Origin of the sequence: Pseudomonas sp. S150 (assembly GCF_004526365.1) — a bacterium.
Lineage (GTDB): Bacteria > Pseudomonadota > Gammaproteobacteria > Pseudomonadales > Pseudomonadaceae > Aquipseudomonas > Aquipseudomonas putida_A.
Genome location: NZ_CP038207.1, coordinates 693,828 through 708,724 on the forward strand (window position 1 = coordinate 693,828; position 14,897 = coordinate 708,724).

At 61.7% G+C, this 14,897-nt stretch carries 11 protein-coding genes; all 11 read left to right on the plus strand.

The window, feature by feature from the left end; translation table 11 throughout:
- Window positions 1-314 precede the first annotated feature (314 nt).
- The 11 genes from E3Z29_RS03245 to E3Z29_RS03300 all read left to right on the plus strand — a co-directional run bounded on the left by E3Z29_RS03245 (window position 315) and on the right by E3Z29_RS03300 (window position 14,807).
- Entirely contained in the window at window positions 315-1,667 is a 1,353-nt protein-coding gene (locus tag E3Z29_RS03245) for a TolC family outer membrane protein (RefSeq protein ID WP_007961502.1), read from the plus strand.
- A 42-nt stretch (window positions 1,668-1,709) separates the two neighbouring features.
- A complete protein-coding gene (locus E3Z29_RS03250) occupies window positions 1,710-3,866 on the plus strand; it encodes a type I secretion system permease/ATPase (RefSeq protein WP_027611114.1) in 2,157 nt (718 codons plus the stop codon).
- Window positions 3,856-5,223, plus strand: coding sequence for an HlyD family type I secretion periplasmic adaptor subunit (locus E3Z29_RS03255; RefSeq protein WP_096796933.1), 1,368 nt, complete (start codon window positions 3,856-3,858; stop codon window positions 5,221-5,223). Before E3Z29_RS03250 ends, E3Z29_RS03255 begins: the two co-directional genes overlap by 11 nt.
- Window positions 5,224-5,596: 373 nt before the next feature.
- Window positions 5,597-6,493 (plus strand): TauD/TfdA family dioxygenase, encoded by an 897-nt coding sequence (locus tag E3Z29_RS03260; RefSeq protein ID WP_134785122.1) that lies wholly within the window; start codon window positions 5,597-5,599, stop codon window positions 6,491-6,493.
- A gap of 18 nt (window positions 6,494-6,511) precedes the next feature.
- The gene (locus tag E3Z29_RS03265) at window positions 6,512-7,537 is read left to right on the plus strand and encodes an ABC transporter substrate-binding protein (RefSeq protein WP_134785123.1); all 1,026 of its coding nucleotides are present in this window, start codon (window positions 6,512-6,514) and stop codon (window positions 7,535-7,537) included.
- A 5-nt stretch (window positions 7,538-7,542) separates the two neighbouring features.
- Complete coding sequence (locus E3Z29_RS03270; protein ID WP_134785124.1) at window positions 7,543-8,403, plus strand: ABC transporter ATP-binding protein; 861 nt, start codon at window positions 7,543-7,545, stop codon at window positions 8,401-8,403.
- A 20-nt stretch (window positions 8,404-8,423) separates the two neighbouring features.
- Window positions 8,424-9,290 (plus strand): ABC transporter permease, encoded by an 867-nt coding sequence (locus tag E3Z29_RS03275; RefSeq protein WP_123585717.1) that lies wholly within the window; start codon window positions 8,424-8,426, stop codon window positions 9,288-9,290.
- A 174-nt stretch (window positions 9,291-9,464) separates the two neighbouring features.
- Window positions 9,465-10,382, plus strand: coding sequence for a LysR family transcriptional regulator (locus E3Z29_RS03280; protein ID WP_134785125.1), 918 nt, complete (start codon window positions 9,465-9,467; stop codon window positions 10,380-10,382).
- Window positions 10,383-10,600: 218 nt separating this feature from the next.
- Complete coding sequence (locus E3Z29_RS03290) at window positions 10,601-12,139, plus strand: MFS transporter (RefSeq protein WP_134785127.1); 1,539 nt, start codon at window positions 10,601-10,603, stop codon at window positions 12,137-12,139.
- A gap of 26 nt (window positions 12,140-12,165) precedes the next feature.
- Window positions 12,166-13,236, plus strand: coding sequence for an HlyD family secretion protein (locus E3Z29_RS03295; protein ID WP_134785128.1), 1,071 nt, complete (start codon window positions 12,166-12,168; stop codon window positions 13,234-13,236).
- A complete protein-coding gene (locus E3Z29_RS03300) occupies window positions 13,233-14,807 on the plus strand; it encodes an efflux transporter outer membrane subunit (RefSeq protein ID WP_177416183.1) in 1,575 nt (524 codons plus the stop codon). Before E3Z29_RS03295 ends, E3Z29_RS03300 begins: the two co-directional genes overlap by 4 nt.
- Window positions 14,808-14,897: the final 90 nt, after the last annotated feature.

Consider the following 14,897-nt stretch of genomic DNA (forward strand, 5'->3'; position numbering starts at 1 on the left):
GATGGCTTCGGCGCCGATTCAGTCTGGACGTACTTTAAAAATTTGCGAATCAAGATTGACGCTGTTCTTCGTCAATAATTTGGCTAGATTCTTTCGCTATTAACTTTATGCCAAACTATTGACCTTCTGGGTGCCATCCTAAACAATCGCCCCACTAATGTCACATTGATATTTCCGCGGCGACCTGTCCCTCAGCGTGTGATCCAGTTCCTATTTTGAACTTTCCGACATACGGTCATTCCGGTTGCCAATCATCCGACGCAGCAGCACGTTTTGCTGTGATTCAAGACAAGAAGTCCTGGGAAATCTTTACCATGCGTTTGCACTTGTTCAAGGCTCTACCGTTCGCTCTCGCCGCCTCTTTCGTCCAAGCACAATCCTTACCAGAAGCCATGCAACAGGCACTGGATGTCCATCCGGAAATCCAGGCGGGGGTCAACAGTCGTTTGGCCGCGGATTATCAGTTAAAGGCAGCCAAAGGGGGATACCTGCCCAAGGTCGATCTGCTGGGCGGTTATGGCCGTGAGGGCACTGACAGCGTGACCACGCGCGCCAACGGTGGCGGCAACCACTGGGAAACGTTGAACCGCAGCGAGTCAAGTTTACGTCTCTCGCAAATGGTTTTTGACGGTTTTGCCACGTCCAGCGAAGTCGGGCGTCAACAAGCCACCGTCAACTCCCGCGCCTACTCGCTGCTCGGCACTTCCGAGCGCACCGCGCTGACCGTCGCCCAGGTGTACCTGGACGTGCTGACCCGCCGCGAATTCGTGCGTCTGGCCGAAGAGAACCTTAAAAGCCACCAACGCATCTACGACCAGATCCAGTTGCGCACCCAGCGCGGCGTCGGCAGCGGTGCCGACCTCGATCAGGCGGAAGCGCGGATGGCTCAGGCCCGCAACAACCTGATCACCGAACAGACCAACCTCGCCGACTCCGAGACCAACTTCCTCAGTGCCGTCGGCCAGATGCCTGACCAGTTGGAGCGCCCGGCGCCGTTCATGGCGATGATGCCGGCCAACCTCAATGAAGCCCGTACGCAGATGCTGGAAAACAGCCCGATCCTGCGCTCGGCCGAGTCCGATATCGCCGCTGCCGAGAAGCAGTACGAAACCGCCAAGTCGACGTTCTACCCACGTTTCGACGCCGAGCTGGGACGCACCGCCGACAACGATCTCGATGGTCAGAACGGCCACAACAACGAGTGGCAGGCCATGCTGCGCATGCGCTTCAACCTGTACTCGGGCGGCAGCAACAAGGCCGATCTGGAATCCAAGTCGTACCTGTCGAACCAGGCGCTGGACATCCGCAACAACGCCCTGCGTCAGTTGAACGAAGAACTGGGCCTGGCCTGGAACGCCCTGAACAACGCCAATGCGCAGGTGCCGATCGCGCAGCAGTACGTTGATCACAGCACCGCCGTGCGTACCGCCTACCAGCGTCAGTTCAGCCTCGGCGAGCGCACCCTGCTCGATTTGCTCGACAGCGAAAACGAGTTGTTCACCGCTTCGCGCCGTTTGGCCGAGATCAAGAACATTCAGTTATTTACTCAGTATCGAATCAAGGCGACCATGGGCGAGTTGCTCAAGAGCCAGGGAGTGGTCGCACCATTGGCATCCGTCGTGCAGAACGATGTGAAGCCGAAGGTCCAACTGCCGGGTATGAATTGAGCAGAACCTTCATTGTTCAATTGTTAGCCAAGAGTGCCGAGCGTGGAATCAGAAGTCAGTCGAGTTCAACTCATTCATGATCCGCGCGCGATGCACGACGATCCGTTACTGGATGGTCTGCTCGCTCTATGCATGTTGCACCAGAAGCCGGCCAGTGCCGCGATGCTCACCACTGGCCTGCCGTTGCCCAAGCAGCGCCTGAGTGTCGAGTTGCTGCCCCGCGCAGCGGCTCGCGCCGGGCTGCAGGGTCGGGTGCTGCAACGCAAGCTGGAAGAGATTCCGGCGATTGCCATGCCGGCGCTGTTGCTACTCAAGGATGGCCGCAGCGCCGTCCTGCTCGGCTGGCAAGGTGACAACGAAGCACGGGTGCTGCTCAGCGAAAGTGATGGCGGCGAATCGGTGGTCAGCCGCGAACTGCTGGCCGACGACTACACCGGCAAAGTGTTTTTCGCCCAGCCGCAGCACAAATTCGACGTTAATCATGGCACGCTGATCCCGCGTGCGCGCTCGTGGTTTCGCGACACCCTCAAGCGTTCGCGCTGGTTGTATGCGGATGCGATCGCCGCGAGTTTCCTGATTAACATCATCGCCATGGCCGCGCCGCTGTTCGTGATGAACGTCTACGACCGCGTGGTGCCGAACCAGGCCGAAGCGACCCTCTGGGTGCTGGCGCTGGGCATCACTGGTGCCTACATTTTCGACCTGATCCTCAAGAGCCTGCGTAGCCTGTGCCTGGATCTGGCCGGCAAGAAAACCGACCTGATCATCTCCGCGACGCTGTTCGAGCGTATCGTCGGCATGGCCATGAAGTACCGCCCGGCACGGGTCGGCAGCTTCGCCCAGAACATCCATGAATTTCAGAGCCTGCGCGACTTCCTCGCCTCGCTGACCCTGACCAGTCTGATCGACCTGCCGTTCACCATCCTGATCTTCATCGTCATCGCGATTCTCGGCGGGCATCTGGTGTGGATTCCGGTGCTGGCGTTCCCGATTGCGCTACTGATCGGCTACGCGTTGCAGAAGCCGCTGGTCGCGACCATGGAACGCACCATGGCGCTCGGTGCCGAGCGTCAGTCGAGCCTGATCGAAACCCTCGCCGGCCTCGACGCGGTCAAGGTCAACAACGCCGAAAGCGAACGCCAGTATCAGTGGGAGCAGACCATCGGCACCCTCAGCCGCCTCGAACTGCGGGTGAAAATGCTCTCCGGTCTGGCGATGAATATCACCCTGCTGATCCAGCAACTGGCCGGGGTGATCATGATCGTCTTCGGCGTGTACCAGATCATCGCCGGCAACCTGAGCATGGGCGGTCTGATTGCCTGCTACATGCTCAGCGGCCGCGCGCTCAGCCCGCTGGCGTCGCTGTCCGGTCTGTTGACCCGCTACCAGCAGGCACGGGTAACCATGACTTCCGTCGACCAGATGATGGAGCTGCCGCAGGAGCGCAATTTCGAAGAACGTCCGCTGAGCCGCAAGGTGTTGCAGGGCGCGATCGAGTGCCGTCAGTTGAACTTCACCTACCCGGAACAGCAGAACCCGGCGCTGAAGAACATCAACCTGGTGATTCGTCCCGGCGAGAAGATCGGCATCATCGGTCGCAGCGGCTCGGGCAAGAGTTCGTTGGCGAAACTGCTGGTCGGCCTGTACCAACCGGACGACGGCGCATTGCTGGTGGACGGCGTGGACATCCGCCAGATCGACGTCAGCGAGCTGCGCTACAACATCGGCTACGTGCCGCAGGATATCCAGCTGCTGGCCGGTACCCTGCGCGACAATCTGGTCTCTGGCGCGCGCTATGTAGAAGACGAGCTGGTACTGCAAGCCGCCGAACTGGCCGGCGTGCACGAATTCGCCCGCCTGCATCCGCAGGGTTATGAGCTGCAAGTCGGCGAGCGCGGGCAGAACCTGTCCGGTGGCCAACGGCAGAACGTTGCTCTGGCGCGGGCGCTGCTGCTCAACCCGCCGATCCTGCTGCTCGACGAACCGACCAGCGCCATGGACAACACCGGCGAAGAACGCCTCAAGCAGCGTCTGGCCGCCGTCGTTGAAAACAAGACCGTGGTGCTGGTGACGCACCGGGCCTCGCTGCTGTCGCTGGTCGACCGCCTGCTGGTGGTCGACCGTGGACAGATTCTCGCCGATGGCCCGAAAGCCGCCGTGATGGAAGCGTTGAAGAAGGGGCAGATCAGTGTTGCTTAAGTCGGGTGTCAAAGAGTCGATCCGTCGCTACTTCAAGGGTTCTGCCTCGCTGCAGGGCCAGCCGCTGCCGGAGGTCAACAAGGCGCTGATCGAGGACGCCCCGCGCGTCGTGCGCCTGACCATCTGGGCAATCATCGGCTTCTTCCTGTTCCTGCTGCTGTGGGCCAACTTCGCCGTGATCGACGAAGTGACCAAGGGCGACGGCAAGGCGATTCCGTCGTCGAAGATCCAGAAAATCCAGAACCTTGAGGGCGGGATCGTCTCGGAAATGTTCGTCAAGGAAGGTCAGATCGTCGAGGCCGGCGCACCGCTGATTCGTCTGGACGACACGCGATTTGCTTCCAACGTCGGCGAAACCGAGGCTGATCGGCTGTCGATGCTGCTGCGTGTCGAGCGTCTGAGCGCCGAGGTCGATGACCGTCCGCTGAATTTCCCTGAAGACGTGCTCAAAGCCGTGCCGGGTCAGGCGAAAAGCGAAGAATCGTTGTACATCAGCCGGCGTCAGCAACTGCACGACGAGATCGGCGGTTTGCAGGAGCAGTTGATCCAGCGTCAGCAAGAGCTGCGCGAGTTCAGCTCCAAGCAGGCGCAGTATCGCCAGCAACTGGGCCTGCAACGCCAGGAAATCAACATGTCCGAGCCGCTGGTGGCGCAGGGCGCGGTGTCGCCGGTGGAGGTGCTGCGACTCAAGCGTGCCGAAGTTGAAACCCGTGGTCAGCTCGACGCCACCACGCTGGCGATCCCGCGCGCCGAATCGGCCATCAAGGAAGTCCAGCGCAAGATCGACGAGACTCGCGGCAAATTTCGCAGCGATGCGCTGACCCAGCTCAACGAAGCCCGCACCGACCTGAACAAGGCCCAGGCCACCGGCAAGGCCCTGGAAGACCGGGTCAGCCGGACGCTGGTCACCTCGCCGGTACGCGGGATCGTCAACAAGTTGCTGGTCAACACCATCGGCGGTGTTATTCAGCCGGGCAGCGACATGGTGGAAATCGTGCCGCTGGATGACACCTTGCTGGTCGAAGCCAAGATCCGTCCGCAGGACATTGCGTTCCTGCATCCGGGGCAGGAAGCGATCGTCAAATTCACCGCGTACGACTACACCATTTATGGCGGGCTGAAAGCCAAACTGGAGCAGATCGGTGCCGACACCATCACCGACGAAGACAAGAAAACCACCTACTACATCATCAAGGTGCGCACCGAGCGCAGCCACCTGGGCACTGATGAAAAGCCGTTGCTGATCATCCCGGGGATGGTGGCGTCGGTGGATATCATCACCGGCAAGAAATCGGTGTTGAGCTATCTGCTCAAGCCGATCATCCGGGCGCGGGCCGAGGCACTGCACGAGCGGTAGGTCTTCAGCGCGGCACATGGCCCCTTCGCGAGCAAGCCCGCTCCCACAGTGGATCCCGGTCGAACACAGAACTTGTGTCCACTGAAGATCAAATGTGGGAGCGGGCTTGCTCGCGAAGGGGCCAGCAAAATCACCACACCCCTGTCAGTAAGTGACACAAATCGTCACTCACCATCCAGTCCATTCCTCACCATCTGCCATATCGTTATTCATTAACGGTATTTAATTTCCAGTTCTTATAGCTTTAAAGTCATCCACCTGCGTACCTGCCGACCAATCGGCGCGCCGCACGACCTGAACCGACACGCAATTCAGCGTGAGTGTCTGATCGACGTGCGCGCCTGTGAGCGCGCCGTGCGTGGGAGATTGAAAGATGTCCGCAGCTACTGCCACCCCAAGCGCCGCGACTGCCGCGCCGCAAACCTTTGAAATTCGTCCGTTCAGCGGTGCCGTCGGTGCCGAGATCATCGGCCTGGATCTGACCCGGCCGGTCGCCGATCAGGACTTCGCGCGCATTCATCGTGCGCATCTGGATCACCACGTCGTGGTGTTCCGCGACCAGCGCATCACCCCGCAACAGCAGATCGATTTCAGCCGCCGCTTCGGCGTGTTGCAGATCCACGTGCTCAAGCAGTTCCTGCTGGCCAATCACCCGGAAATCCTCATCGTTTCCAACATCGTCGAGAACGGCCAGAACATCGGCCTCGGCGATGCCGGCAAGTTCTGGCACTCCGACCTTTCCTATAAAGAGCTGCCGAGTCTCGGCTCGATGCTGCACGCCCAGGAGTTGCCGTCCGAGGGCGGCGACACCTTGTTTGCCGACATGCACAAAGCCTGGGACAACCTGCCCGAAGCGCTGCGTAAAGCCGTAGAAGGGCGCTCCGCCGCACACTCCTACACCGCGCGTTACAGCGAAACCAAATTCGAAGGCAACTGGCGTCCGACCCTGACCCCGGAGCAACTGGCGCAGGTCGCCGAAGTGGTGCATCCGATCGTCCGCACCCACCCGGAAAACGGCCGCAAGGCGTTGTTCGTCAGCGAGGGCTTCACCACCCGCATCGTCGGTCTGCCGGAGGACGAGAGCAAACAACTGCTCGCCGAGCTCTACGCCCACAGCGTGTTGCCGCAGAACATCTACCGCCATCAGTGGCAGCCCCACGACATGGTGTTCTGGGACAACCGTTCGCTGATCCACCTCGCCGCCGGCTGCCCAGCGCACCTGCGCCGCAAGCTGTATCGCACGACCATTCAGGGCGACGCGCCTTTCTGATTTGCCGGAGATTCGATCATGTCCAAACGTCTTCCATTTGCATCGCTGGCGGCGGCCATCGGCCTGGGTTTCAGCCTGCTTGCCGGCAGCCTGGTGGCGCCGACCGTGGCCCACGCCGAAGGTGAAATCCGCATCGCCGAACAGTTCGGGATTGTCTATTTATTGCTCAATGTGGTGCGCGATCAGGGCCTGATCGAGAAGTACGGCAAGCAGGAAGGCCTCGACATCAAGGTCGACTGGACGCAGCTCTCGGGCGGCGCGGCGGTCAACGATGCGCTCTTGTCCGGCTCTATCGACATTGCCGGTGCCGGCGTCGGCCCGCTGCTGACCATCTGGGATCGCACCCACGGCAAGCAGAACGTCAAGGCCGTGGCCTCGCTCGGCAACTTCCCGTACTACCTGGTGAGCAACAATCCCAAGGTCAAAACCATTGCCGATTTCACCGAGAAAGACCGCATTGCGGTGCCGGCGGTGGGCGTGTCGGTGCAGTCGCGCTTCCTCCAATACGCGGCGGCCAAACAGTGGGGTGACAAGGAATTCAATCGCCTCGACAAGTACACCATCGCCGTGCCGCACCCGGATGCGACCGCTGCGCTGATTGCCGGCGGCACCGAGCTGACCGGGCATTTTTCCAACCCACCGTTCCAGGATCAGGCGCTGCAGAACCCGAACGTGCACGTGGTGCTCAACTCCTACGACATCCTCGGCCCGAACTCGCCAACCGTGCTGTTCGCCACCGAGAAATTCCGCAACGACAACCCGAAAACCTACAAGGCCTTCGTCGAAGCGCTGACCGAAGCCGCGCAATTTGCGCAGAACGATAAGGGCGCGGCGGCGGACACCTACATCCGCGTGACCAAGGCCAAGATCGACCGCGCCGAGCTGCTGAAAATCATCGACAACCCGCAATTCGAATTCAGCGTCACGCCGAAAAATACCTATCCACTGGCCGAATTCCTCTACCGCGTCGGTGCGATCAAGAACAAACCGGAATCGTGGAAGGACTACTTCTTCCAGGACGCCAAACCGCTGCAAGGGAGCTGATCGAGATGAATGCCCCCTTGCAAGGCCACGCGGCCAGCAACCCGATCGCCAGCAGCCAGGCGCTGCTGGCGGTTGACCAAGTCAGCCTTGAATACCGCACCCCGCAACGGGTGGTACGGGCCACCCATCAAGTCAGTTTCGAGGTCGATCCGGCGGACCGCTTCGTCCTGCTCGGCCCGTCCGGCTGCGGCAAGTCGACTTTGCTCAAGGCGGCCGCCGGTTTCATTGCGCCGAGCGAAGGCGAGATTCGCCTGCAAGGTCAGCGGGTCGATGGACCCGGTCCGGACCGGATCGTGGTGTTCCAGGAATTCGATCAACTGCCGCCGTGGAAAACCGTGAAACAGAACGTGATGTTTCCGCTGCTGGCCTCGCGAACCTTGAACAAAAAAGACGCCGAAGAACGTGCACTGCACTACCTGGAAAAAGTCGGTCTGGCAGCATTCGCCGACGCCTATCCCCACACTTTGTCCGGCGGCATGAAAGCGCGGGTGGCGATTGCCCGCGCGCTGGCGATGCAGCCGAAAATCCTTCTGATGGACGAGCCGTTCGCCGCGCTGGACGCCCTGACCCGGCGCAAGATGCAGGAAGAATTGCTGCTGCTCTGGGAAGAGGTGCGCTTCACCTTGCTGTTCGTTACGCACTCGATCGAAGAAGCGCTGGTGGTCGGCAATCGCATCCTGCTGCTGTCGCCACATCCGGGGCGGGTGCGCGCCGAAGTGCACAGCCATCAATACGATCTGCAAAGCCTCGGCGGTGTGGCGTTTCAGGAATCGGCGCGGCGCATTCACCATTTGCTGTTCGATGAAGGCCAGTCGCCGGAAACCGAGCGTGACCATGACTTCAACGACATTCGTATCGCTTATTGAGCGTTCTGGAGGATTGCCCGATGAGCCAACCATCGTCTGTACGGCAAGAGTTTGAAACCGTCCTTGAACCACTGACCAGCGTGCCGCTCGAGCGCGAACTGCCGCTGGGCCAACGCCTGTGGCAACAGGGCTGGTTGCGTAAGAGTGTGATCCTGATTCTGCTGGCGATCCTCTGGGAAGTGATCGCCCGGGTGCAGAACAACGACCTGCTGCTGCCAGGTTTTCTGCAGACCAGTCACGCGCTGTACGACGGCCTGCTCAGCGGTGAGTTGCTGGGCAAGGTGTGGATATCGCTGGTGGTGCTGATCAAGGGTTACCTGATCGGCATCGTGCTGGCGTTCGCCCTGACCACGCTGGCGGTGTCGACCCAGTTCGGTCGCGATTTGCTGAGCACCCTGACCTCAATGTTCAATCCGCTGCCGGCAATTGCCTTGCTGCCGCTGGCCTTGCTCTGGTTCGGGCTGGGGCAGAACAGCCTGATTTTCGTGCTGGTGCATTCAGTGCTGTGGGCGCTGGCGTTGAACACCTACGCCGGTTTTCTCGGCGTTTCGGAAACCCTGCGCATGGCCGGGCGTAATTACGGGCTGAAGGGCATGCGTTTTGTGCTGTTCATTCTGATCCCGGCAGCGCTGCCGTCGATCCTTGCCGGTCTGAAAATTGGCTGGGCGTTTGCCTGGCGCACGCTGATCGCCGCCGAACTGGTATTCGGCGCCACCAGCGGCAAGGGCGGGTTGGGCTGGTATATCTTCCAGAACCGCAATGAGCTGTACACCGACAAGGTGTTCGCCGGGTTGGCGGTGGTGATCCTGATCGGGTTGTTGGTGGAGAATCTGGTGTTCGATACGCTGGAGCGGGTGACGGTGAAGCGTTGGGGCATGCAGCGGTAATTTGTGTTGTTCCCCCTGGCCCCTTCGCGAGCAAGCCCGCTCCCACATTTTGGAATGCGTTTCTCCTGTGGGAGCGGGCTTGCTCGCGAAGGCGTCGGTTCATGCGCCACCGGTTTCAAGGATGTTTGCTAGCATTGCACCCAGATCAATCCAGATCAGCCAAGAGTGCTCAGCATGCAACTCCCGGACATGAACCTTCTGGTCGCCCTCGACGCCTTGCTCGACGAGGGCAGTGTGGTCGGCGCCGCGCGGCGGATGAACCTCAGCCCCGCCGCCATGAGCCGCACTCTGACGCGAATCCGCGAGGCGATCGGCGATCCGATCCTGGTGCGCGCCGGTCGCGGCCTGGTGCCAACCCCCAAAGCCCTGGAATTGCGCGAGCAGGTGCGCGATGTGGTGGAACAGGCGACGCTGTTGTTTCGCTCCGCCGACCATGTGGAACTTGGCACCCTGCGCCGGCGCTTCAGCATCCGCGCCAACGACTTTTTCATTGGCGTATATGGCGGCAAGCTGTTCGATACCCTCGACCAGCAGGCGCCACACTGCGAGTTGCGCTTCGTCCCCGAGGGCGATGGCGACGACGAAGCGTTGCGTGAAGGACGGATTGATCTGAGTGTCAGCAACACCCGTCCGGTGACCCCGGAAGTCAAAGTGCAGAACCTGTTTTCCACGCATTTCGTCGGCCTGGTGCGAGAGGATCATCCACTGCTCGACGGCGAAATCACTGCTGAGCGCTATGCCGGTTACTCGCATATCAGCATGTCGCGCCGTGGCATTGCTCGCGGCCCCATCGACACTGCGTTGAACGCCTTGGGCCTGGAGCGGCGGGTGGCGGTGATTGCGCCAAGCTTCCACGCGGCGATGTTTGCCTTGCCCGATTCCGACCTGATCCTGCCGGTGCCCAAGGAAGCGTTGCTCAGCGTGCGCCGGCTGGGCCTGAAGCTACGTTCGTTCAACCTGCCAATCCCGTTGCCGACGCTGATGCTGACCCAGGCCTGGCACCCGCGCTTCGACAAAGACCCGGCGCACCGCTGGCTGCGTGAAACGCTCAAGGCGTGTTGCGACGAAACTTGGCTGGCCGCACAGCCCTGATACAAGCAGAGTCCGTGTGGGAGGGGGCTTGCTCCCGAAGGCGTCGTGTCAGGCACCGCACAGGTTGAATGATCCACCGCTTTCGCGAGCAAGCCCGCTCCCACATTGGATATTCATTGCTGCACTGAGCGCACTTATAACCTGCCAATAAGTCAATTTTCGTCAGCAGTAAGCCTTACTAAAATGCTCCGGTATTTTTCCTTCCGGAGTGTGTATCCATGACATCCCTGTCGGTTCCGGCGCCCATTGCTGCGGCCAGTCCGGCGACGGCGGCCGCGCCACCGGTGTTCGGGGCGCGAATCATCACCGGCCTGGTTGGCGTGTTGCTGGCGGTGCTGGTCTCGGGCCTCAACGAAATGGTGACCAAAGTCGCGCTGGCCGATATTCGGGGCGCGCTGAACATCGGTTATGACGAAGGCACCTGGCTGGTGTCCTGCTACGCCGCGACCTCGGTGGCGGCGATGGCGTTCGCGCCGTGGTGCTCGGTGACCTTTTCGCTGCGCCGTTTCACCCTCTGCGCGATCAGCCTGTTCACGCTGCTCGGCGTGCTGTGCCCGTTCGCCCCCAACTACGAAAGCCTGCTGCTGATGCGCACCCTGCAAGGGCTGGCCGGCGGCGCGTTGCCGCCGATGCTGATGACGGTCGCCCTGCGTTTTCTACCGGCCAACTTCAAACTCTATGGTTTGGCCGGTTATGCGTTGACGGCGACTTTCGGCCCCGGCCTCGGCACGCCGCTGGCCGGGCTGTGGAGCGAGTATGTCGGCTGGCAATGGACGTTCTGGCAAATCATCGTGCCGTGCCTGATTGCCATGGCAATGGTCGCTTGGGGGATTCCGCAGGATCCGCTGCGCCTGGAGCGCCTCAAGACCTTCAACTGGAAAGGCCTGCTGCTGGGTTTTCCGGCGATCTGCATGCTGGTGATCGGCTTGCTCCAGGGCAACCGGCTGGACTGGTTCGAGTCGAGCCTGATCTGCGGTTTGCTCGGCGCCGGTTCGCTGTTGCTGGTGGCGTTTCTGATCAATGAATGGTCGCAGCCGATTCCGTTTTTCAAGTTGCAGATGCTCGGCATCCGCAACCTGTCGTTTGCACTGATGACCCTGGCCGGGGTGCTGGTGGTGTTGCAGGCGGTGGTGCTGATTCCGTCGAGCTACTTGGCGCAGGTCCAGGGTTATCGCCCGGTGCAGACCGCGCCGATCATGCTGATCGCCGCGTTGCCGCAGTTGATCGCGCTGCCGCTGGTGGCGGCGCTGTGCAACTTGCGTTGGGTCGATTGCCGCTGGGTGCTCGGCATCGGTTTGAGCATGTTGACCCTGTCCTGCCTGGGCGGCTCGCTGCTGACCTCGGAGTGGATCCGCGACAATTTCTACGTCCTGCAATGGCTGCAGATTTTCGGTCAGCCGATGTCGGTGCTGCCGCTGTTGATGCTCTCGACCGGCAGCATCCAGCCGCAGGACGGGCCGTTCGCTTCGGCGTGGTTCAACACGGTCAAAGGCCTGGCGGCAGTGATCGCCACCGGCGTCATCGAAGCACTGACCACCGCGCGCCTGCATTTCCACTCGACCATGTTGATCGACAACCTCGGCAACTCACCGCTGGCCGATCGCAGCGACCCGGGCCTCGCCCATCGCCTGCACGAACAGGCCGTGGTGCTGACTTCGTCCGATCTCTATGTGTGCATGGCCGGCGTCGCGGTGGCGCTGATCCTGCTGATTTTCTGGCTGCCGACGCGGATCTTTCCGCCCCGTGCGCCGACCTGATTGCTTCACTGATACCGAAGGTTTTTATGACGACTCAAGCAAAGCAAAAACTCGCGGTGGCCGTGGCGGCCGCACTGGCGGTCGGCGTGTTGCTGTACCTGGCGGTGCCGGGACTGTTCGGCAAGCGCACCCAGCAAAACACCAACGATGCGTTTGTTTCCGCCGACTTCACCCTGGTGGTGCCGCGCGTGGCCGGATTCATCAAGGAAGTGCTGGTGGAAGACAACCAGCAGGTCAAGGCCGGGCAGTTGCTGGCGCTGATCGATGATCGCGATTTGCGCGCCGCCGCTGAAGCGGCCGATGCGCAAACCCTGGTCGCCCGCGCTCAGTTGCAAAACGCCAAGGCGACGCTGGAGCGGCAGACCTCGGTGATTGCTCAGGCGCAGGCCTCGGTGGTCTCGGCCAAGGCAGAAATGGCCTTCGCCCAGCAGGAACTCAATCGCTACAACCACCTCGCCGGTGTAGGTGCCGGCACGGTGCAGAACGCGCAACAGGCCCGCACGCGTATTGATCAGGCAACCGCTCGGCTCGATACCGCCAGCGCGAAGCTCGCGGCTGAACGCAAGCAGGTCGAGATTCTCACCGCGCAGCGCGATGCTGCCGAAGGCAATCTGAAGCACGCGCAAGCGGCGCTGGAAATTGCCAGTTTCGAGCTGTCGTATACCCGGATCACCGCGCCGCAGGACGGCATGATCGGCGAGCGTGCTGTGCGCGTCGGCGCTTATGTCACGCCGGGCAGCAAGCTGCTGGCGGTGGTGCCGTTGCAGCAGGCGTATGTAGTCGCAAATTTTCAAGAAACCCAACTGACGGACGTGCAGCCGGGCCAGCACGTGCAGGTACGCGTCGACAGCCTTGGTGGCGAGGCCTTGAGCGGTCGCGTCGAAAGCATCGCCCCGGCGACTGGCGTGACATTCGCCGCGGTGAAACCGGACAACGCCACGGGTAACTTCACCAAGGTCGTGCAGCGGATTCCGGTGAAGATCGTGCTTGAACCGGGTCAGCCGTTGGCCGAGCGTTTGCGTGTGGGCATGTCGGTGGAGGCGAGTATTGACACTCGCAGCTCGGCGCCGGCGGAGCGCGAGGTGACTCAGCGATGAACAGCGTTGATAGAACTGACGCCTTCGCGAGCAAGCCCGCTCCCACAGGGATCTCCGTTTGGAACAAAGATCTCCAGCAACCTGCCAATCACCCGTGGGAGCGGGCTTGCTCGCGAAGAGGCCAGTGGCAGCAACTCACCCTCGGTGCATTGCTCGCTATTGGCCTCAGCGCCTGCACCGTCGGCCCGGACTTCCGCAAGCCCGAAGCCACAAAGATCGCCGACTGGGCCAAACCCGCCAAATCCGCCCCCAGCCAAGCCGTCAGCGAACCGCTGAACGAACGCTGGTGGGAGGTTTTCCACGACCCGCAACTCTCAGCCCTGACCCAGCGGGCGATGAACAGCAACCTCGATCTGCAACTGGCCAGCAGCCGCTTGCAACAAAGCCGTGCCGCGCGCCAAGTGATCACCGCGGATCGCTACCCGAACACCGCCGCTACCGGCAGCTACGCGCGTAAACGCAACAGTGGCGAAGGCCTGAATGACCCGTCCGGGCACAACGGCGATTCCGCCTTCAACCTGTGGGACGCCGGTTTCTCCGCGTCCTGGGAACTGGATTTCTGGGGCCGCGTGCGCCGTGAAACCGAAGCCGCCGATGCCAACCTCGAAGTCGCCGAAAACGACCGTCGCGGTGTGCTTCTGGCGGTGCTCGCCGACACCGCGCAGAACTACATCCAGCTGCGCGGCGTGCAAAACACCCGCGCGGTCACCGAGCAGAACCTCGACGTCGCCCGGCACAGCCTCAAGCTTTCGCAACTGCGCCTGAGCGATGGTGTGGCAACCGATCTCGACGTCGCCGAAGCCGCCGCGCAGGTCGCGGCCATCGAATCGCGCCTGCCGGCCCTCGAGCAGCGTCAGTCGCAATTGATCAACGCGATCAGCCTGCTGATGGGCGAACCGCCGCAGGCCCTGGCCAAGGAGTTATCCACAGACGGCGCGGTGCCGCAGTCACCGCTGCAAGTCGCCATCGGCCTGCCGTCGCAGCTGGCCGAACGCCGGCCGGACATCCGGCAGGCCGAGGCGCGTCTGCATGCCGCCACCGCCAACATCGGCGTGGCCAAGGGTGATTTCTATCCGCGCATCACCTTGTCCGGCAATCTCGGCTCGCAAGCGATGCAACTGAGCGATTTCGGTTCCTGGGGCTCGCGCGCGTTCGGTATCGGCCCGCAATTCAGCCTGCCGCTGTTCGACGGTGGCCGCCTGCGCGGCATGTTGCAACTGCGCGAGGCCCAGCAACAGGAAGCGGCCATCGCCTACCAGCAGACCGTGCTGCGCGCCTGGCATGAAATCGACGACCAACTGACGGCTTACAACGCCAGCCAACGCCGCCGCGACAGCCTCGCCGAAGCCGTACGCCAGAACCAGATCGCCCTGCGCACCGCACAGCAGCAGTACGTCGAAGGCGTGGTCGATTTCGTCAACGTCCTCACCGTTCAAGGCGCGTTGCTGGCGACTCAGGAGCAGTGGGTGGAGAGCTCGACCGGGGTGTCGCTGGCGATGGTCGGGTTGTACCGGGCGTTGGGCGGGGGCTGGGAGTCGGTGTATCCGGCGGGGGAGGTGGCGCGGCGCTGAGATTGCGCCTGAGGGAGCAAATCGGCGAATTCGATTGGCCACTATACGGCTATTGCACAGTGGAAGACTCACAGGTTGAAGCGGGTTATG

Excerpts from the sequence above, each read along its gene's own strand:
- E3Z29_RS03270 (WP_134785124.1), top strand. The coding sequence starts at position 7,543 with ATGAATGCCCCCTTGCAAGGCCACGCGGCCAGCAACCCGATCGCCAGC.
- E3Z29_RS03265 (WP_134785123.1), top strand. The coding sequence starts at position 6,512 with ATGTCCAAACGTCTTCCATTTGCATCGCTGGCGGCGGCCATCGGCCTG.
- E3Z29_RS03275 (WP_123585717.1), top strand. The coding sequence starts at position 8,424 with ATGAGCCAACCATCGTCTGTACGGCAAGAGTTTGAAACCGTCCTTGAA.
- E3Z29_RS03295 (WP_134785128.1), top strand. The coding sequence starts at position 12,166 with ATGACGACTCAAGCAAAGCAAAAACTCGCGGTGGCCGTGGCGGCCGCA.
- E3Z29_RS03245 (WP_007961502.1), top strand. The coding sequence starts at position 315 with ATGCGTTTGCACTTGTTCAAGGCTCTACCGTTCGCTCTCGCCGCCTCT.
- E3Z29_RS03300 (WP_177416183.1), top strand. The coding sequence starts at position 13,233 with ATGAACAGCGTTGATAGAACTGACGCCTTCGCGAGCAAGCCCGCTCCC.
- E3Z29_RS03290 (WP_134785127.1), top strand. The coding sequence starts at position 10,601 with ATGACATCCCTGTCGGTTCCGGCGCCCATTGCTGCGGCCAGTCCGGCG.
- E3Z29_RS03280 (WP_134785125.1), top strand. The coding sequence starts at position 9,465 with ATGCAACTCCCGGACATGAACCTTCTGGTCGCCCTCGACGCCTTGCTC.
- E3Z29_RS03260 (WP_134785122.1), top strand. The coding sequence starts at position 5,597 with ATGTCCGCAGCTACTGCCACCCCAAGCGCCGCGACTGCCGCGCCGCAA.